The organism is Ruegeria sp. BC7, assembly GCF_056539165.1.
Genome location: NZ_JBQFUL010000002.1, coordinates 663,499 through 682,373, shown reverse-complemented (window position 1 = coordinate 682,373; position 18,875 = coordinate 663,499). Strand labels below are relative to the sequence as shown.

The following is an 18,875-nucleotide window of genomic DNA, read 5'->3' as shown; positions in this document are numbered from 1 at the left end:
GTCCTTGTTTCGTCGCAAGCTAGGGTGAAGCGGAAGAGAGGTCCAGCCTCAGCCCTTTTCCTTCCAGCGGACCATCTGACGCATGATCCCGTGCAACATCTGCACATCCGCCCGCGTCATCCGCATCCGCGACCACAGGTTGCGCAGGTTGGTCTTCATACCCTCGGCCTTTTCGGGAGGGTAAAAGAACCCCGCCTCGTCCAGCCGATCCTCATAATGTTCAACCAGTTTTTCGACCTCGATACCCGTGGCCCAGTCGCCCTTGCCCAGATCGGTGGCCTCATGAACGACATCGGCGCTCTGGCGCATCCATTCATAGGCGGTCAGCAACACGCATTGCCCAAGGTTGAGCGAGGCATATTCCGGGTTCACCGGGACCGAGATAATCGCATTGGCCTTGGCGATATCCTCATTTTCCAGCCCCGCGCGTTCGGGGCCGAAGAGAACGGCGACCTTTTCGCCTGCCGCGACTTTCTCGGCCGCAATCTGCATGGCGCGTTCGGGACTGTAGACCGGCTTGGTCAGGCCGCGCTGCCGTGCGGTTGTGGCAAAGACAAAAGTGCTATCAGCCAGCGATCCGGCAAGATCGTCGAACAACTGCGCCTCGTCCAGCAACCGCCCCGCCCCGCTGGACATGGCCACGGCCTTTGGGTTCGGCCACCCGTCGCGCGGGGCCACGATCCGCATCCGGTCCAGCCCGAAATTCCACATCGCGCGCGCGGCGGCTCCGATATTCTCACCCATCTGAGGGCGCACGAGCACAAATGAAGGCTGGGGCTGATCGCTGGGCATGGCTATCTCCGAAAAACTCCGGCCTGCTCTAATCCCCCCGCCTGATTAGGGCAAGCCGCCCCTGCTTCTTCTGTTCCCAAATACTTCCGCCGGAGGCATAAAAGTTTGCTTCCCCCGTTCAATCCGCTAAACCGCGCCGAGAACTGGAAACCGAAGGACGCGCCATGGACACCCCCGAGCAGCCGCAGATTTACCTGATTACGCCTCCGACCATTGCGCTCAGTACCTTTCCCGAACAGTTGGGTCGCGTGCTGGACAGCGCCGAGATCGCCTGTATCCGCTTGGCTCTGGCAGGAAATGACGAAGACACCATCGCCCGCGCTGCTGACGCCTGCCGCGAAGTCGCCCATGCGCGCGACGTGGCCATCGTGATCTCGAACCATGTCCTCCTGGCGCAACGGCTGGGCTTGGACGGAGTGCATCTGGATGACGGCTCGCGCTCGGTTCGCGCTGCGCGCAAGGAACTGGGTACGGATGCCATCGTCGGCAGCTTTTGTTCAGCCTCAAGCCATGACGGTATGACCGCCGGTGAAAACGGCGCGGATTACGTGGCTTTCGGCCCGGTCGGTACATCTACTTTGGGTGACGGCACCATCGCTGAAAAAGACCTGTTCCAGTGGTGGTCCGAAATGATCGAGGTGCCGGTTGTCGCCGAAGGCGGCCTGACGCCCGAGCTGATCCGCGACCTCGCCCCCCATACCGATTTCTTTGGCATAGGCGACGAAATCTGGTCGCAGGACGATCCGGTTGCCGCTCTGAAAGCGCTCACCAACGCGATGTAAGCGTTAACCCTTGCACCGGCGCTGACGCTGCGGCATGACACGGGCATGACTCAGAACAGCAACATCCTGTGTATTGGCTCGGTCCTGTGGGACGTGATCGGACGCTCGGCCAGCGCCATGCGGCAGGGATCGGACGTGCCGGGGCGGATCACCCGCCTGCCCGGTGGCGTGGCCATGAATATCGCCATGACGCTGGTGCGGTTCGGCATGACGCCAACGCTGCTGACCGCCATTGGCCGCGACCCCGAAGGGGATGAGCTGGTCAATTCCTGCGCCCGATTGGGAATGGTGACAGATCACGTCTATCGCTCGCAGGATTTGCCGACCGACCGCTACATGGCCGTCGAGGGCGCCAACGGACTGATCGCCGCCATCGCCGACGCCCATTCGCTTGAGGCAGCGGGGGCCAAAATCCTGCGCCCGCTGATGCACGGACCTTTGGGCTATGAGAATACACCGTTTGCAGGTCCGATTGCGCTGGACGGCAACCTTACGCTGGCGCTGTTGGAGGAAATCGCCCAAAGCCCGGCCTTCGCCAAGGCCGATCTGCGCGTGGCCCCGGCCTCACCCGGCAAGGCCGAGCGCTTGCTGCCCTTCCTCAAACACGCCCGCGCGACGCTTTACGTAAACCTCGAAGAGGCCGGCATCCTGTGCCAGCGCGAATTCACCGATTCCGAATCCGCCGCCAAGGGTCTGCTGGACCGTGGCGCGCTGCGGGTGCTTGTCACGGATGGCGGTAGCTCTGCCACCGTCGGCACCGCAGATGAAATCCTGACCCAAACACCCCCGTCCGTTCTGGTCACCCGTGTCACTGGCGCGGGTGACACATTTATGGCGGCCCATATCGCCTCAGAATCCGGCGGAGCAACCAGCGACGAGGCTTTGACCCGCGCCCTGCACGCCGCCGCAACCTACGTTTCCGGAGAAACCCCACTGTGATCGACATTCACTACTCAGCCGAAGTGCGCGCCGCCAAAGACGCAGGCCAGCCCATCGTTGCGCTGGAAAGCACCATCATAACCCACGGGATGCCCTACCCTCAGAATATCGAGGTTGCCGCGCAGGTCGAACAGGACATCCGCGACGCTGGCGCGGTGCCCGCGACAATGGCGGTTATCAAGGGCACGCTGCATGTCGGGCTTGAGGCAGACGAACTCACCTCTCTGGGGCAGGCTCAGAACGTTGCCAAGCTGTCCCGCGCGGACATGGCCGCGTGTATGGCCACAGGCGGCACAGGCGCAACAACGGTTGCCGCCACCATGATCGCGGCCCGCTACGCCGGGATCGAGGTCTTCGCGACCGGAGGCATTGGCGGTGTCCATCAGGGGGCCGAGACATCCTTTGACATCTCTGCCGACCTTCATGAACTTGCGCAATCGCCCGTAACCGTTGTGGCCGCAGGCGCAAAGGCGATACTGGACTTGGCCAAAACGCTGGAAGTCTTGGAAACGCTGGGGGTTCCGGTCATTGCCTATGGCCAGGATGAATTCCCCGCCTTCTGGTCCGCAAAGTCCCAATTCGACGCCCCTTTGCGCATGAACAGCCCGGATGACATTGCGAAATCCCACGCGACCCGGCGCGCGCTCGGTCTGCCCGGTGGCCAGCTTGTCGCCAACCCCATCCCGACTGAGGATCAAATCCCCGCCGAAGAGCTGGCCCCCATCATTGCATCGGCCCAGGCTGACGCTGACGCGCACAGGATCACAGGCAAAGGCGTCACGCCCTACTTGCTGCAACGGATCTATGAGCAAACCGAAGGCCGGTCGCTAACGGCGAACATCGCACTGGTGCGTAACAACGCGCGACTGGCGGCCGGGATAGCGCGCGCACTGTCAGAACGAAGCGAATGACATAACCCTATTGTACCAAGACCCCGGACTGCTTAACTAATTCGGCAAACCACTCAGGACCGCAATGAACACACCGTTTGATGAAGAACCGCACCGTCGCCCGGGACTTTTCTCCCGTCTGCGCGCCTCTTTTCTGACGGGCATTGTAGTCATTGCGCCGGTTTGGCTGACGATATGGTTGATCTGGTCGGTTGTTGGCTGGATCGACAGCGCTGTTCTGCCCCTGATCCCACAGCGGTTTCAGCCTGAAGAATATGTAGGCATCAACCTGCGCGGCGTCGGTGTCGTCATTTTCCTGATCTTTACCGTGATCGTGGGCTGGATCGCCAAGGGGATTTTGGGACGTTCACTGATCCATTTCGCCGAAAGCCTTGTGAACCGGATGCCGGTTGTTCGTTCGGTCTATTCCGGGATCAAACAGATTTCGGAAACTGTATTTGCCCAGACCGAGCGATCTTTCGAGAAAGCCTGCCTGATCCAGTACCCCCGCCGGGGAATCTGGGCTATCGGTTTTGTCTCGACCACTGCGAAAGGCGAGGTCACACTGCACGCAGAAACCGCGGGCGAGCTTTTGAGTGTGTTCGTTCCAACGACACCAAACCCGACATCGGGCTTTTTGCTGTTCTTCCCAGCCGAGGACGTGATCCTTCTGGATATGTCGATTGAAGACGCGGCCAAATTGGTGATTTCCGCAGGGCTAGTTTACCCCAACGAAAAAGACCCGACGCAGCCGCCCGAGTGATCAGCCGAACATCTCGGGCAGATTGACCGTACTGCGTGCCCCAAGATCGTCCTTGTGGTTCGCCAGAAACCGATCTGTTGCCCCGCGCCCTGCATCCTTGAGCTTTCGCAAAATCACCGGATTTGGGACCGTCTTGGTCGCCACCGACAGATCATTCATCAACTCGTCATCCGCGATCATGTGAACCAGAACGCGGCTCATCTCTCCGGCCTTGAGTTTGCCGTCCGCCAATAGCCGTTGAACAAAGCTGATAGCACGCAGTTCCCGAAACAAGGACGAGTTGAAGCTGATCTCATTGATACGGTTCTGAATCTGCTGAGGAGTTCGCGGAACCTCGTCCCGTTCCAGCGGATTGATATTCACAACGACCACATCGTCAGGCAGATCACCCTTAAACAAAGGATAAAGCGCCGGATTGCCGGTATATCCACCGTCCCAATAGGCCTCGGTCCGGCCGGATTTCGGATCGAAAATCTCGATCGCCTGAAACAGGTTCGGCAAACAGGCCGAGGCCAGAATAGCATCCGTCGAAACCTCGTGTCCGGTAAAAACCCGTATCTTTCCGCTGCGCACACAGGTCGCGCAAACAAAAAGCTGCGGCCCTTGATCTGCGCAAATCTCGTCGAAATTGAATCGGTCCACCACCGGCTCAAGCGGATTGCGGTAGAAGGGGCCATAGGCGTAGGGCGAAACCAACCTTGACCAGGCATCGCCAACGGAAAACGGCAGCGAATATTCCATCGCCTGCGCGATCTGCGCAGGTTCCAACGACTGCATCCAATTGGCGAGACGCATGTCCCCGACTGCACCCATCCGGGACCACAAGACGTTCAGACTTTCCCGCGCCCCGTCGCGCCCGTCGCGTACCATGCCCGACTTGAACGCCGCCCCGTTCAACGCCCCGGCCGAGGTTCCTGTGATTGCCGCAACCTCGATATCTTCTTCATCCAGAAACCGATCCAGCACACCCCAGGTAAACGCCCCATGCGCACCACCGCCTTGCAAAGCCAGATTGATCCTTTTCACGATCCCACCCCTTCTTCTGTTTAAAAATACTTCGGGGGTGTGGGGGCAGCGCCCCCACGAAATCTCACAAAGCGGTCCAGCCGCCATCCACGGAAATCGTCGTCCCAGTGATCTGCGCCGCCGCGTCCGAGCACAGGAACACCGTCGTGCCCCCCAGTTGCTCGACCGTTGCAAATTCTTTCGACGGCTGTCGCTCCAACAGGACGTTCTTCACAACGTCCTCACGGCTCATGTTGTATTCCTTCATTGTGTTGGGAATCTGGGCGTCGACCAATGGCGTCAGCACATAGCCCGGACAAATCGCGTTGCAGGTGATCGGCTCCTGCGCAGTCTCAAGCGCGACGGTTTTCGTCATCCCCACCACCCCATGTTTGGCCGCGATATAAGCCGCCTTGTAGGGTGAGGCAGTCAGACCATGCGCCGACGCGATATTGACCACGCGCCCCCATCCGGCCTTGCGCATCATCGGCAGCGCAGCGGCGGTCGTGTGAAAGGCCGAGCTCATGTTGATCGCAATGATTGCGTCCCACTTGTCGACCGGAAACAGGTCGATCGGTGAGACATGCTGAATACCCGCATTGTTGACCAGGATATCGCAGGCCCCCGCCTGTTCGATCAGCGCGCGACACTCATCCCCCTTGGACATATCCGCCTTGATATAGCGCGCGTTAGTGCCGGTCTCTTGCGAGATTTCAGCGGCTAGGGCGTGATCTTCATCCAGATCAGTGAAAGAGTTCAGAACCACGTCCGCCCCAGCCTTGGCCAGTTCGCGCGCAACCCCCAAACCAATCCCTGAATTCGACCCTGTTATGACTGCGGTCTTTCCTGCAAGGCTCATGGCCACTCTCCCTCAGACTCCATGTTGGCCACACAGTGCCATGCTGCACATGCAAAGAAAACGGGGAATGAACCAAGCGGCTCGCTTAAAGAACCAGCACAAAAAAAACGCCCGCACGAAGCGGGCGTTAAGTTATTGAGGCAGGTTTCATACAGGCAAGAAACCTATCGAGCAGTGCATCCTTTATAGGCAATTCCACGCTTCCGTCCAAGCTAAAAGTTTGAAAAGAAGAAAAATCATCGGTACGATGAATCCCAACAAAATAAGGCCAGAGCAGGATTGTTTCCAAAATGAGCCCCGATTTTCTACGACCCGTTCGCCAAGTGACCACGGGAATCACTCTGCTTTTGGGCGCGTCAATCGCCAATGCAGATTCGTCGCATGGCATAGCTATGTACGGGGACCCCGCCCTACCACCGGATTTTGTGTCTCTGCCTTACGCAAACCCCGACGCGCCGAAAGGCGGGAAAGTCGTGTTCGGAAATACCGGCGGCTATAACAGCTTGAACCCGTTCGTGCAAAAAGGGACCTCTCCTTGGCAGTTGCGGTTTTGGACGCATGAAAGCCTGATGGGGCGTTCGTGGGATGAACCCTTCACACTTTACGGCCTGTTAGCCGAATCAGTTGAGACTGCTCCGGACCGGTCTTGGGTCGAATTTACGCTGCGCGAAGGGGCGCAGTTTTCGGACGGAACCGCCGTCACGGTCGATGACGTCATCTGGTCGTATGAAATCCTGGGCACCGAAGGGCACCTTCGGTATCGCGGTCTTTGGGGCAAGATCGACACCATCGAAGCAACCGGCCCCCGGACCGTGCGGATCACATTCAATGAACCCGACCGCGAACTTGCTTTGATCGCCGGGCTGCGTCCGATCCTGCAAAAGGCTCAGTGGGAAGGTAAGGATTTTGCCAACGCGGCGCTGCACGATATCCCGATTGGCACCGGACCGTATGTGATCGACGGGTATGAGGCTGGTCGGTTCGTCAATCTGCGCCGTAACCCTGACTATTGGGGCAACGACATCCCGTTCCGTCGCGGAACGATGAATCTGGATGAAATGCGGATCGAGTTCTATGGCGACGGCACTGTTCTGTTCGAGGCGTTCAAAGCCGGAGAATTGACCGCCGTGCGTGAGTTCAATGCTGATAAATGGGAAACTCAATACAATTTCCCTGCTGCTCAGCGAGGCGATATCGTCAAAACCGAAATCCCGCACGGCAAGCCGTCGGGTATGACCGGCTATGTCATGAATACCCGCAAAGCGCCGTTCGACGACTGGCGCGTTCGCGAAGCCCTGACGCTGGCCTTCAATTTCGAGTTCATCAACGACACGATCACCGGCGGCGCGCAACCCAGGATCACGTCCTATTTCTCGGGTTCGGATCTGGCCATGCAGCCGGGTGCGGCGACAGGCCGGGTGGAGGAGCTGCTTCAGCCCTACGCCGCAGACCTACCGCCCGGAACGCTAGAGGGGTATGTCCTGCCAGAGGGTGATGGCTCGGCCCGCAACAGGTCAAACATCCGCAAGGCCACTAAACTGCTGTCCGACGCAGGTTGGACCATTCAGGACGGCGTCCTTCGCAACGCCAATGGTCAGGCATTCACGCTGAACGTGCTGCTGCAACAGGGCGACAGCGAAGGCGAGACCGCCATCGAAATCTATACCCGCGCGCTGGAGCGTCTGGGGATTCAGGTTTCGACAGAGCAGGTAGACAGCGCGCAGTTTACGGGGCGTACCTCTGATCTGGATTTTGACATGACGTTTTTCCGGCGCGCGCTTTCATTGTCGCCGGGCAATGAACAAAGACTTTATTGGGGCAGCGAGAATGCCGACACCCCGGGTACTCGCAACCTGATGGGTGTCTCCTCTCCCGCTGTGGACGGGTTGATTGACGCCATGCTTGCGTCAGAAAGCCATGAGGACTTTGTTGCCGCCACCCGTGCGTTGGACCGTGTGTTGACGGCCGGTCGGTACGTCATTCCAATCTGGAACTTTGATGTCGGGCGAATTGCCCACGCCAAGGAACTGAAACAGCCGGAAACTTTGCCAATTTACGGGGATGGGCCGGAATACATGCCGCAGGTTTGGTGGTTCGAGGAATAATTCAGGCAACCGCACCTTCGCTGGAACGGCAGCCGACGCCTATGGCCGCCCGGCTTTCGGCGGAAAACAGCACACGCCTGCTGTGGTTCCACATATAGCGGTCAGGGAATTTTCGTTCCGCTACAACTTGAGCCGCATACTATTGACTGTTTCATACTGGAATTTCCACACAAAGGGCTTTACGCAATACATCTTTGCGATGTAACCTAAGGGCATTATTGCGCTTAGTGTTTTCTGATTATTGCTTTGACTTTAGAAACATAGCTTTTTCTCAGCAACGCAGCGCACAGAATTCGCGGACCAGCTTCCACTCACTCCAATCTTAGGTCCGTATGCCCGTTGCGGATTGCCTGCAACGGGCACCTTGCTTCTCAGGAAAGTCGATACGCAGTGCGACATTTTGTCATACGCTGATGGGGCAACCCCCTCCGTACCCTGTTTGTGGCCGAGCAGCTTTGAAACCTGGAAACCGGAAAGCTTGCAGATGTTGAACTGGAATGATCTGACGCAAGATTGGGATGCGATGTACACACGCGCCAAGCGGCGTTTTCCGAACCTGCGCGACAAGGACAAACTGCTGCTCAGCAAGGATCGCAAAGGGTTCGAGGCGTATCTTGCCGAACGTCACCACCTGACAGTGAACGAAGCCCATGAAGAACTTGAGGACTTTCTGTTCACCGAAGGTCTGAATCGAGAATTCAGCCGAGCCCTAAGTAAGTGATGTCACCCAAAGAATAGTCGCGTCTTCGTCACTGACAGACACCACGTTGTGGCCCATGCTACCGTCGTAATAGGCGCTATCGCCGCGGCGCATTTCAACGGGTTCGTAGAACTCGGTGTACAGGTGAACAACGCCCGTAAGCACGTATAGAAACTCTTCACCGTCGTGACGCACCCAGCCGTCGAACTCGTCCATCGAACGCGCGCGCACTCTGGCTCGGTATGGTAGCATCTGCTTTTTCGTCAGCGTCTCGGCCAGCAATTCATGCTCATAGGTGGTGGTTGGATGGGCGGCGCCCTCACCCATACGCGTAACGGCCATCCGGCCGATCACCTGTTCTCGCTGCGGCGGAGTGAACAACTGGGGCACTGATATCTCAAGCCCGGTCGCCAACTTCTTTAGCGCGTCGTAGGTCGGAGACATCTGACCGTTTTCAATCTTGCTGAGCGTTGACCGCGCCAGCCCCGCCTGCGTTGCGGCCTGCTCGAGCGTCCAATTCCTTGCCTTGCGCAGTTCGCGCACGCGCGCGCCAAGGTCCAACGGCTCAACTTCCGTTGGTTCGCCCGAGTCTCGGGCAATTCGTATCAGGGATGTCTGGTCTTGGGTGCTCATGCGCCATTCATAGGGCCAGCCAGACCTGCTTGCAACGCAACATACGCCACGTTAGCCAGACGATATGCTTTCTGTTTTCGATCAAGGCCCTCCTCCTCGCTGTCCCGCCCCTTTCAATCTGGCGGCTCATGTGCTGCGACAAGCGGACCGAAACGCCGAAAAAACCGCGTTGTCGGTGCTTGGGCAGTCTACTGCCGAACACTGGACATACAGCGACCTAAAGCAAGCTATTCTGGGAACAGGCACTGGCCTGCTACAAGCTGGGCTGAAACCCGGTGACATCGCGCTGATGCGGTTGGGAAACACCGTGGATTTCCCGGTGGCATATCTGGGCGCGATCTCTGTTGGCATCATCCCCGTGCCGACCTCGTCGCAACTGACCGAACCTGAAACAGCCCGCATGATACAGGAACTGACCCCGGCGGTCGTGCTTAGAGATCCAGCCGTTTCCTGTGCCCCTCATCCGTTTCAGATCGACCTGGCCGACCTTGCCGAAATGAGGAACCTACCCGCCGCGCCATATCAAATGGGCGACCCGGATCGGATGGCCTATGTCGTCTATACCTCGGGCACTTCGGGGAGACCTCGGGCCGTTGCCCATGCGCACAGGGCGATTTGGGCACGCCAGATGATGGTCGACGGCTGGTACGGTCTTCGTGAGACGGATCGCCTGTGTCACGCCGGCGCGTTCAACTGGACCTACACACTGGGCACTGGGTTGATGGACCCGTGGACCATCGGCGCGACCGCGCTGATCCCCGAGCCGGGTACGGACCTGTCCACGCTGCCAACTCTTTTGCGCGATCAACGCGCCACCATTTTCGCCGCCGCCCCCGGTGTTTTCCGCAAAATCGTGAACGTGGCACCGGACCTGCGCCTGCCCCATCTGAGGCATGGCCTGTGCGCCGGAGAAAAACTTTCGCCGACGCTCCACGCACAGTGGAAACGCGCCACCGAAACCGAACTGTATGAAGCCTATGGCATGTCCGAGTGTTCAACCTTCATCTCGTCCAGTCCCGAGCACCCCGCGCGAGGCGAGGCGCTGGGACAACCGCAACCCGGTCGCCGCGTGGCGATCCTCGGGCCGGACGGCCCGGTCCCGCAGGGGCAGGAAGGCACCATCGCCATCCATCGTTCGGATCCCGGCCTGATGCTGACCTATCTGAATGCCCCCGACGAAGCGCAGGCACGGATGCAGGGCGATTGGTTTCTGACCGGCGATCAGGGTGCAATGGCGGTAGATGGGCAGATCACCTATCTGGGTCGTGACGACGATATGATGAACGCAGGCGGGTATCGCGTGTCCCCGGTCGAAGTTGAGGCCGTGCTGTCCCAATACCCCGGCATCACACAGGTTGGTGCTGCGGCAGTTGAGGTAAAACAGGACACATTCGTGATCGCAGCTTTCTATACCGGCCCAGAAAAGCTGGACGAAGATGCGTTGCGCACCTATGTCGAGGCAAATCTGGCGCGCTACAAACAGCCGCGCGCCTTTGTCCACCTGCCCGAGCTGCCAACCGGCGGCAATGGCAAACTCCTGCGCCGGGCGCTTCCGGCCTATTTCAAGGCGACCACCGAATGACCCAGACCGTCAAACTTGACATTATGTCCGACCCGATCTGCCCGTGGTGCTATATCGGCAAGACCCATCTGGACAAGGCGCTGGCCGCGATCCCGGATCATCCCTTTGTCATCGAATGGCACCCTTTCCAGCTTAACCCTGATATGCCCGACGCAGGCATGGACCGCCGCGAGTATCTGGAACGCAAGTTTGGCGGCAAGGACGGTGCTGTCCAGGCCTATGCCCCGGTTGTCGAGCACGCGGAAAATGCCGGTCTTAAGATCAATTTCGAGGGGATGAAGCGCACGCCCAACACGCTGGACGCCCACCGCCTGATCCATTGGGCTGGGATCGAAGGAAAGCAAAACGCAGCCGTCGACGCCCTGTTCGACGCCTATTTCGTACAGACCCGCGACATCGGAGACCACGAAGTACTAGCCGATATCGCCGATAGCATCGGCATGGACGCTGCCGTCGTGCTGAAGCTGCTGAAATCAGATGCCGATCGTCAGGATATCAGCGATCGCGACACGCATTCGCGCCAGATGGGGGTAAGCTCTGTGCCGACCTTCATCGTCGCCAACCAGCACGCGGTTCCCGGTGCCCAACCACCGGAAATGTGGGAGCGTGTGATCGGTGAAATCATGTCTCAGCTTGAGGCTTCCCCTGCAAATTAGCACAGACCTCTGTGCACATTTGATCTCTGGCGCCACCTGACCCACCGTGATAGCGCGATCAGGTTAGGAGGTTGAAATGGCTGATCGCATGTCTCGGGGAGAGTTCGTCGCACTTGTCGCGATGATGTTCGCAACAATCGCGTTCTCGATCGATTCCATGCTGCCCGCCCTTCCTGAAATTGGCGCGCAGCTTAGCCCTAACGATGTGAACAAGGCTCAGTTGATCCTGACATCGTTTGTGTTGGGCATGGGGATTGGGACATTTTTCACCGGTCCTCTTTCTGACGCTTTTGGCCGCAAACCGGTCATCTACGTCGGGTCAGCGCTGTATATCCTGGCCGCCGCAGTTGCGTGGACCAGCTCTTCGTTGGAAATGCTGCTGATTGCTCGCGTCGTTCAAGGCATTGGCAGCGCGGCACCGCGCGTTGTGGCCATGGCCGTTATCCGCGATCTTTATTCGGGTCGAGAGATGGCGCGCATTGTCTCGATCGCCATGATGATCTTCACTCTGGTCCCGGCGATTGCGCCCATGCTTGGGGCCGGTGTTATCGCATTGACCGGGTGGAGGGGAATTTTTGCCTCGTTCATAGTGTTTTCTCTGATCACCATCTTCTGGATGGGATTGCGCCTGCCCGAGTCTCTTGCAGTTGAAAATCGCAGGCCGCTTCGCCTGCCCTTGATGATGGATGCCGCACGGCAAATGTTTACGCACCCGACCGTGCGGGTTTCGATCATGGTGCAAACGTTGTGCCTGGGGATGCTGTTCACCATGCTGACGATGGTGCAGCCAATCTATGACATCATCCACGACAGCGCCGAGAGCTTTCCGTTCTGGTTCGGTTTCGTGGCGCTGATGTCAGGCTCTGCCAGCCTGCTGAACGCGGCCTTGGTTATCAAGCTGGGCATGCGCAGAATCGTGACGTGGGTTCTGGGTGCTCAGATCGTGTTTACAACTTCGGTCATCATTCTGAACACGGCAGACTTGTCGCCAAGTGTGTCCTTCGCCGTATTCGTAAGCTGGCAGACCGCAGTCTTTTTCATGGCAGGTATGACCATGGGCAACCTGAACGCCATCGCGATGGAACCGATGGGCCACATTGCAGGCATGGCAGCCTCGGTCATCGGAGCGATTTCAACGGTCTTCGCCGCCGCGATTGCAGCACCGATTGGCCTGCTGTTTGACGGCTCAATCGCGCCTCTGGCGGCCGGAATTCTGACGATGAGCACGCTAGGCTTTGGCCTGATGCTGCATATGGGGCGGATCGAAAACAGATTGCTCGCCTGATCTGTGCAGTCCCGGTGAATCAGGCTAGTCTCCCCTCAATCCGAGGAGAGATTTTCAATGAGCGATTATTACGATCTGGGCACACATACATGCGCGGTCACGACCACCTCAGCCGAAGCGCAGCTTTGGTTCGACCGTGGGTTGGTCTGGACCTACGGTTATAATCACGATGAGGCCGTCGTCTGCTTCCAACGCGCTGTCGAAGCTGACCCGGATTGCGCAATGGCGCACTGGGGTGTCGCCTATGCCGCTGGCCCAAACTATAACCTGCCCTGGGATCTTCTGGATGAACGCGGGAAGAAGAAGGCGCTGACGCTGGCTTATGACGCAACCCAACGGGCGCTTGCTTTGTCCGACGGTTGCACTCCGGTGGAACAGGCGCTGATCCGTGCACTGCCTGCCCGATATCCGCAGGGCGCCCCAACGGGCGATATGCACCAATGGGACCACGATTTCGCGGACGCCATGCGCGCAGCCTTTGCCGAGCTGCCCGACCATCTGGACCTGCGCACCATCTACGTTGAATCGCTGCTGAACCTGACGCCCTGGCAGATGTGGGATTTGAAAACAGGGAAGCCGGCCGAGGGTGCAGCAACACTCGAAGCGCAAGACGTGCTGGAAGACGCCATGGCGAATGATCCAGCGGCCATGTCTCATCCCGGCCTTCTGCATCTTTATGTGCACCTGATGGAGATGTCGCCGACCCCCGAGAAAGCGTTGAAAGCAGGGGACATCCTGCGCACCTTGGTGCCTGATGCAGGTCATCTGGTGCACATGCCCACTCATATCGACGTTCTTTGCGGTCATTACCAGAACGTCGTGCACTGGAACGAAAAAGCGATCGAAGCAGACCTGAAGTATTATGAGCGCGAAGGCGCCTTCAACATATACACCGGCTATCGCCAACACGATTATCACTTTGTCATCTACGGCGCGCTGTTTCTGGGTCAGATCGAACCCGCTCTGCGCGCCAATCAGGGCATGTGGGACACCACGCCCGAAGAAATGTTGCGCATCGAAAGCCCACCGATGGCGGATTATTTTGAAAGCTACATGTCTATGGGGCCGCACATCCTGATCCGCTTTGGCCGCTGGGAAGAAGCCAAGGCGCTTGAGCCACCCGAGGACACCGATCTGTTCCTTACCCTGACCGCAACGACCTATTATGCCCGCGCCATCGCTTTTGCGGCGACCGGTCACGTGCCCGAAGCCGAGGCCGAGGAACAGCTTTTTCTTGCCGCCAAAGCCCGCGTCCCTGATACGCGGCTGTTGCACAACAACCGTGTTGTCGACCTTCTGGATGTCGCGCGGGAAATGCTGCGGGGCGAGATCGAGTACCGCAAAGAGAATTACGATACAGCCTATGCGCATCTGCGACGCTCGGTCGAGTTGGACGACAACCTACCTTATGATGAGCCGTGGGGCTGGATGCAGCCTACTCGTCACGCTTTGGGTGCGTTGCTGTTTGAACAAGGTCACACCGCCGAGGCCGAAGCAGTCTATCGCGAGGATTTGGGATTAGGCGGCACCCTTAGCCGCGCCTCGATCCACCCTGACAATGTCTGGAGCCTCAAGGGGTTGTACGATTGCCTGAAAGCGCGTGGTGAGACCGACGAGATCAAGCAAATCAGCCAAAGGCTGGACCTGGCATTGGCCCGCGCTGACCGGGCTGTTGGTGCATCCTGTTTTTGCGCTCAGGCGGCGATGAGGGCCGCAGAATGAAATACATCTTAATGCTCGCCGCTGTCATTTGCGGCCCGGCCCTAGCGGATCGCCAGTCATTCCCTCCGGTAGACGAGGCGGATCAGGATCCAACCCTCGTGGCGTTTCGCAGTGATTTGTTGGCCAAAATAAAAGCGCGCGACACCGAAGCGGTTATCGCCGCGGCCTGCCCCGACATTTATCTCAGTCATGGAGGGGACGGAGGTCCAGAAGAATTACGCGAACGTTTGGTCCTCGATCCTGAGACGCTGCCTGAACAGGATCGCAGGCACGCCGACAAGATCAGCGAATGGTTTTGGACGGATATGGAGCACACGCTCGCTCAACCCGGATATTTCAACGACGAAGGCGAGTTCTGGATGCCGCATCAATGGCAGATCACCCTACCCGCCTCGCTTGACCCCTACATGGCTTATTTCGTCAGCGCCGAGGATGTGACACTGCGCCAAAGCCCGAACCTTGGTGCGCCCATTCTGGATTTGATCAGCTACGAAGTCGTCATCGTCCGCGAATATTCCGAGTTTGATGACTATCAGCAGGTTCTGTTGACCGATGGCGGCCAAGGCTACATGCACGGCAAATTTCTTTGGCCGATGGTCGGGTATCGCGCTGCATTTGCCAAATCAGACACCGGCCAGTGGCAGTTGTGCACATTTGTTGCGGGCGACTAGTACGCCCACCTAGCAAACGCTCAATACGCTCTAGGTTTTGGCCTTTTTCTGGGCCATTACCTTTTCTGCCAGATCCCGCGCGATAGAAAACGCACCCTTGATCTTGTCGCTGTCCTTTTTCCAATCGCGCCGCACGACGATCTTGTTGTCTTTGACCTTGGCCAGCCCACGCTGGTTCTGGATGAATTCGACCAACCCCTGAGGCGACGCGAATTTGTCGTTGTGGAACTGGATCGTCGCGCCCTTTGGCCCACCGTCCAGCTTTGCAATACCGGCGCGTTTGCACATTGCTTTGATCCGCACAACCAGCATCAGGGTGTTGACCTCTTTCGGCAACTTGCCGAAGCGGTCAATCAGTTCCGCTGCAAAGCCTTCCAGTTCGACCTTGGTCGAGAGCGACGAGAGGCGACGATACAGGCCCAGACGCACATCCAGATCGGGCACGTAATCCTCGGGGATCAGAACGGGCACACCCAGATTAATCTGCGGCGCCCATTGGTCATCGGCATCCGACAGTCCCTCCATCTCACCGGCTTTGATCTTGGCAATCGCTTCTTCCAGCATCGACTGGTAGAGTTCATAGCCCACATCGCGCATCTGGCCAGATTGTTCCTCGCCCAGCAGGTTGCCCGCGCCGCGAATGTCCAAATCTTGGCTGGCCAGCGTGAACCCGGCGCCTAGCGTATCCAGCGACCCCAGAACGCGCAGGCGTTTCTCGGCCGTTGCGGTCAGTTTCTGGCGAGGTTTCGTTGTCAGATAGGCGTAGGCACGCGTTTTTGATCGCCCTACCCGGCCGCGTATCTGATAGAGCTGCGCAAGGCCGAACATATCCGCCCGATGCACGACCATCGTGTTCGCGGTCGGAATATCCAGCCCGCTTTCCACAATCGTTGTTGCCAGCAGAACGTCATATTTGCCGTCGTAAAAGGCGTTCATCCGGTCATCAAGTTCGCCCGCTGCCATCTGCCCATGCGCGACCACATAGGTCAGTTCGGGCAGTTGCTCTTTCAGGAATTCCTCAATCTCGGGCAGGTCCGAGATGCGCGGGACCACATAGAAACTTTGCCCACCGCGATAATGTTCACGCAGCAACGCCTCGCGGATTGTCACCGCATCGAACTCGCTGACATAGGTGCGGATCGCCAGACGGTCGATGGGTGGTGTGCCGATGATCGACAGGTCGCGCACCCCGGTTAGCGACAGTTGCAGCGTGCGCGGGATCGGCGTGGCGGTCAGGGTCAGAACGTGGATGTCCGAGCGAAGTTGTTTCAAGCGCTCTTTGTGACCGACGCCGAAATGCTGTTCTTCGTCGATGATCAGCAGGCCCAGATTGTTGAACCGTATCCCCTTGGCCAACAGCGCATGGGTGCCGATCACGATATCCACCGTGCCGCGCGCCAGGCCGTCGCGTGTTTGCTGAGCGTCTTTTGCAGAGACAAAGCGCGACAACTGCCGCACCTCCAGCGGGAAGCCCCGGAACCGTTCCTTGAAGCTGGCCGCGTGTTGGCGGGCCAGCAGCGTGGTCGGCGCAACCACGGCCACCTGAACACCTGACATGGCGGCGACAAAGGCGGCGCGCATGGCGACCTCGGTCTTGCCAAAGCCCACATCGCCACAAATCAGACGGTCCATCGGCGCGCCCGAGTGCATGTCCTCCATCACCTCAGAAATCGCGCGCAGCTGGTCGTCGGTTTCCTGATAGGGAAAACGGGCGCTGAACTCCTCCCACGCGTGGGGCGGCGGGTCCATCACGGGCGCTTTGCGTAGCGCACGCTCGGCGGCGATGCGGATCAGCTTGTCCGCCATCTCGCGGATGCGCTCTTTCAGCTTGGCTTTCTTGGCCTGCCAAGCGCCGCCACCCAGACGGTCCAGCAAACCTTCGTCATGGCCGTATTTGGACAGCAGTTCGATGTTTTCGACCGGCAGATACAGTTTGGATTGCTCTGCATACTCCAGCAGCAGACATTCGTGGGCGGCACCGGCAGCGGTGACGACCTCCATGCCGATATATCGCCCGATACCGTGATCCACGTGCACCACCAGATCGCCGGGGCTGAGGGATTGGGTTTCGGTCAGGAAATTCTCGGCCTTGCGGCGTTTCTTGGGTTGGCGGATCAGGCGATCACCCAGCACGTCCTGTTCGGCAATGACCGTCAGGCCTGGGGCTTCAAACCCATGTTCCAACGCCCAGACAGCCAGATGCAGCCCACGTTTGCCAACGCGCGTGCCATCGGTAACGGGGATCGCCTCGGCCAGACCTTCATCCTCGATCAGTCCGGTCAGACGTTCCCGCGCGCCTTCGGAATAGGACGCGATCAGCACCGGGCCTTTTGCCATCTTGTCGGTGATATGTGCGGCCAGCGCCCCAAACAGGCTGATGCTTTCCTGCTGACGCTCAGGCGCAAAGTTGCGCCCGATCCGCCCGCCCGCGTCGATCACACCCGGCCCGCTGGCCTGTGGCAGAGGGCTAAATTGCAATACCCGCCGGTCTCCCACAGCCTGTTCCCACGCCGCATCGTCCAGATACAGCAATCCGGGAGGCGTGGGCTTATAAACCGTGTCCATGCGCGAACGGTTTTCCAACGCCAGACGCCGGGTTTCATACTGATCGGCAATCGTATCCCACCGCGCCAGACGCGCAGGCGTCACCTGATCATCCAGCGAGATCGTGGCCCCCGGCAGATAGTCGAAAAGGGTTTCTAATCTTTCGTGAAAAAAGGGAAGCCAATGTTCAACGCCCTGATGTTTACGCCCCGCGCTCACCGCCTCGTACAGTGGGTCATCGGTGCCCGCCGCGCCGAATTCAATGCGATAGTTCTGGCGGAACCGGGTAATGGCGGCTTCGTCCAAAATGACCTCAGACACCGGGGCCAGTTCCACAACCTCAAGCTTTTCTGTCGTCCGTTGCGAGACAGGATCGAACCGGCGCGCGCCGTCCAGAACGTCTCCGAATAGGTCCAGCCGCACGGGGCCGGACTCTCCGGGTGGGAAAATGTCGATGATACCGCCGCGAACGGCATAATCTCCGGGCTCCATCACGGTGGGACTTTGGGTAAAACCCATGCGCACCAGAAACGCGCGCAGGGCTTTTTCGTCAACGCGGTGATTCACTCGTGCGGTAAATGCGGCCTGCTTCAGCACTTCGCGCGCCGGAACACGCTGTGTTGCCGCATTGAGGGTTGTCAGCAACACGAAACGCTCTGGCATCTGATGGACCAGAGCCGCCAAGGTCGCGACCCGCGCAGCCGCGATATCCGCATTCGGCGACACCCGGTCATAGGGTAAGCAGTCCCAGCCGGGAAACACGAAAACAGGGACGTCTGGCGCAAAAAAGGCAAGCGCCGCGCGCATCGCTTCCATCCGCTTGTCATCACGCGCGACATGGCAGACCGGACCGCCGGTCCGGGTCATTTCGTTCAGAACAAGCTGTGCGTCAAACCCTTCGGGGGCGCCGCCAACCGTTACATGGTTCGGAGCCGTCATCGCCTTGC

Annotated in this window: 16 protein-coding genes; 11 read left to right on the top strand and 5 right to left on the bottom strand. The window is 58.8% G+C overall.

Features of this window, described 5'->3' with window-relative positions:
* Positions 1–48: 48 nt before the first annotated feature.
* The gene (locus tag ACR0KS_RS08375) at positions 49–792 is read right to left on the bottom strand and encodes an RNA methyltransferase (RefSeq protein ID WP_170413413.1); all 744 of its coding nucleotides are present in this window, start codon (positions 790–792) and stop codon (positions 49–51) included.
* A gap of 164 nt (positions 793–956) precedes the next feature.
* Between ACR0KS_RS08375 and ACR0KS_RS08370 the strand changes: the two genes are divergently transcribed.
* The 4 genes from ACR0KS_RS08370 to ACR0KS_RS08355 all read left to right on the top strand — a co-directional run bounded on the left by ACR0KS_RS08370 (position 957) and on the right by ACR0KS_RS08355 (position 4,166).
* The gene (locus ACR0KS_RS08370) at positions 957–1,574 is read left to right on the top strand and encodes a thiamine phosphate synthase (RefSeq protein WP_170566960.1); all 618 of its coding nucleotides are present in this window, start codon (positions 957–959) and stop codon (positions 1,572–1,574) included.
* 45 nt (positions 1,575–1,619) lie between these two features.
* Positions 1,620–2,513 (top strand): PfkB family carbohydrate kinase, encoded by an 894-nt coding sequence (locus ACR0KS_RS08365; RefSeq protein ID WP_170566962.1) that lies wholly within the window; start codon positions 1,620–1,622, stop codon positions 2,511–2,513.
* Positions 2,510–3,424 (top strand): pseudouridine-5'-phosphate glycosidase, encoded by a 915-nt coding sequence (locus tag ACR0KS_RS08360; protein ID WP_170566964.1) that lies wholly within the window; start codon positions 2,510–2,512, stop codon positions 3,422–3,424. The genes ACR0KS_RS08365 and ACR0KS_RS08360 overlap by 4 nt, the downstream gene beginning before the upstream one ends.
* Before the next feature lie 64 nt (positions 3,425–3,488).
* Entirely contained in the window at positions 3,489–4,166 is a 678-nt protein-coding gene (locus ACR0KS_RS08355; RefSeq protein ID WP_170383071.1) for a DUF502 domain-containing protein, read from the top strand.
* Here the strand turns inward: ACR0KS_RS08355 and ACR0KS_RS08350 are convergent, their stop codons facing one another.
* Both ACR0KS_RS08350 and ACR0KS_RS08345 read right to left on the bottom strand, forming a co-directional pair.
* Entirely contained in the window at positions 4,167–5,195 is a 1,029-nt protein-coding gene (locus ACR0KS_RS08350; protein WP_170567092.1) for a patatin-like phospholipase family protein, read from the bottom strand.
* A gap of 61 nt (positions 5,196–5,256) precedes the next feature.
* Entirely contained in the window at positions 5,257–6,030 is a 774-nt protein-coding gene (locus ACR0KS_RS08345) for a 3-hydroxybutyrate dehydrogenase (protein WP_170566966.1), read from the bottom strand.
* A gap of 290 nt (positions 6,031–6,320) precedes the next feature.
* Between ACR0KS_RS08345 and ACR0KS_RS08340 the strand changes: the two genes are divergently transcribed.
* Together ACR0KS_RS08340 and ACR0KS_RS08335 are read left to right on the top strand one after the other, a co-directional pair.
* The gene (locus ACR0KS_RS08340) at positions 6,321–8,135 is read left to right on the top strand and encodes an extracellular solute-binding protein (protein WP_170566968.1); all 1,815 of its coding nucleotides are present in this window, start codon (positions 6,321–6,323) and stop codon (positions 8,133–8,135) included.
* A gap of 484 nt (positions 8,136–8,619) precedes the next feature.
* Complete coding sequence (locus ACR0KS_RS08335; protein ID WP_170566970.1) at positions 8,620–8,856, top strand: hypothetical protein; 237 nt, start codon at positions 8,620–8,622, stop codon at positions 8,854–8,856.
* On the opposite strand, the gene ACR0KS_RS08330 is transcribed toward ACR0KS_RS08335, so the two are convergent.
* The gene (locus ACR0KS_RS08330; RefSeq protein ID WP_170383063.1) at positions 8,845–9,468 is read right to left on the bottom strand and encodes an XRE family transcriptional regulator; all 624 of its coding nucleotides are present in this window, start codon (positions 9,466–9,468) and stop codon (positions 8,845–8,847) included. The genes ACR0KS_RS08335 and ACR0KS_RS08330 overlap by 12 nt on opposite strands.
* A 64-nt stretch (positions 9,469–9,532) precedes the next feature.
* Between ACR0KS_RS08330 and ACR0KS_RS08325 the strand changes: the two genes are divergently transcribed.
* The 5 genes from ACR0KS_RS08325 (at position 9,533) to ACR0KS_RS08305 (ending at position 15,384) form a co-directional block, all read left to right on the top strand.
* The gene (locus tag ACR0KS_RS08325) at positions 9,533–11,050 is read left to right on the top strand and encodes a class I adenylate-forming enzyme family protein (protein ID WP_170566972.1); all 1,518 of its coding nucleotides are present in this window, start codon (positions 9,533–9,535) and stop codon (positions 11,048–11,050) included.
* On the top strand, positions 11,047–11,706 hold the full coding sequence (locus ACR0KS_RS08320; protein ID WP_170566974.1) for a DsbA family oxidoreductase: 660 nt from the start codon (positions 11,047–11,049) through the stop codon (positions 11,704–11,706). Before ACR0KS_RS08325 ends, ACR0KS_RS08320 begins: the two co-directional genes overlap by 4 nt.
* Before the next feature lie 76 nt (positions 11,707–11,782).
* The gene (locus ACR0KS_RS08315) at positions 11,783–12,991 is read left to right on the top strand and encodes a multidrug effflux MFS transporter (protein WP_170566976.1); all 1,209 of its coding nucleotides are present in this window, start codon (positions 11,783–11,785) and stop codon (positions 12,989–12,991) included.
* Positions 12,992–13,048: 57 nt separating this feature from the next.
* Positions 13,049–14,713, top strand: coding sequence for a tetratricopeptide repeat protein (locus ACR0KS_RS08310; protein WP_170566977.1), 1,665 nt, complete (start codon positions 13,049–13,051; stop codon positions 14,711–14,713).
* Positions 14,710–15,384, top strand: coding sequence for an SH3 domain-containing protein (locus tag ACR0KS_RS08305; RefSeq protein ID WP_170566979.1), 675 nt, complete (start codon positions 14,710–14,712; stop codon positions 15,382–15,384). Before ACR0KS_RS08310 ends, ACR0KS_RS08305 begins: the two co-directional genes overlap by 4 nt.
* Before the next feature lie 30 nt (positions 15,385–15,414).
* Here ACR0KS_RS08305 and mfd read toward each other — a convergent pair whose 3' ends face one another.
* The gene (gene mfd, locus ACR0KS_RS08300) at positions 15,415–18,867 is read right to left on the bottom strand and encodes a transcription-repair coupling factor (protein WP_170566981.1); all 3,453 of its coding nucleotides are present in this window, start codon (positions 18,865–18,867) and stop codon (positions 15,415–15,417) included.
* Between the last annotated feature and the right edge of the window lie 8 nt (positions 18,868–18,875).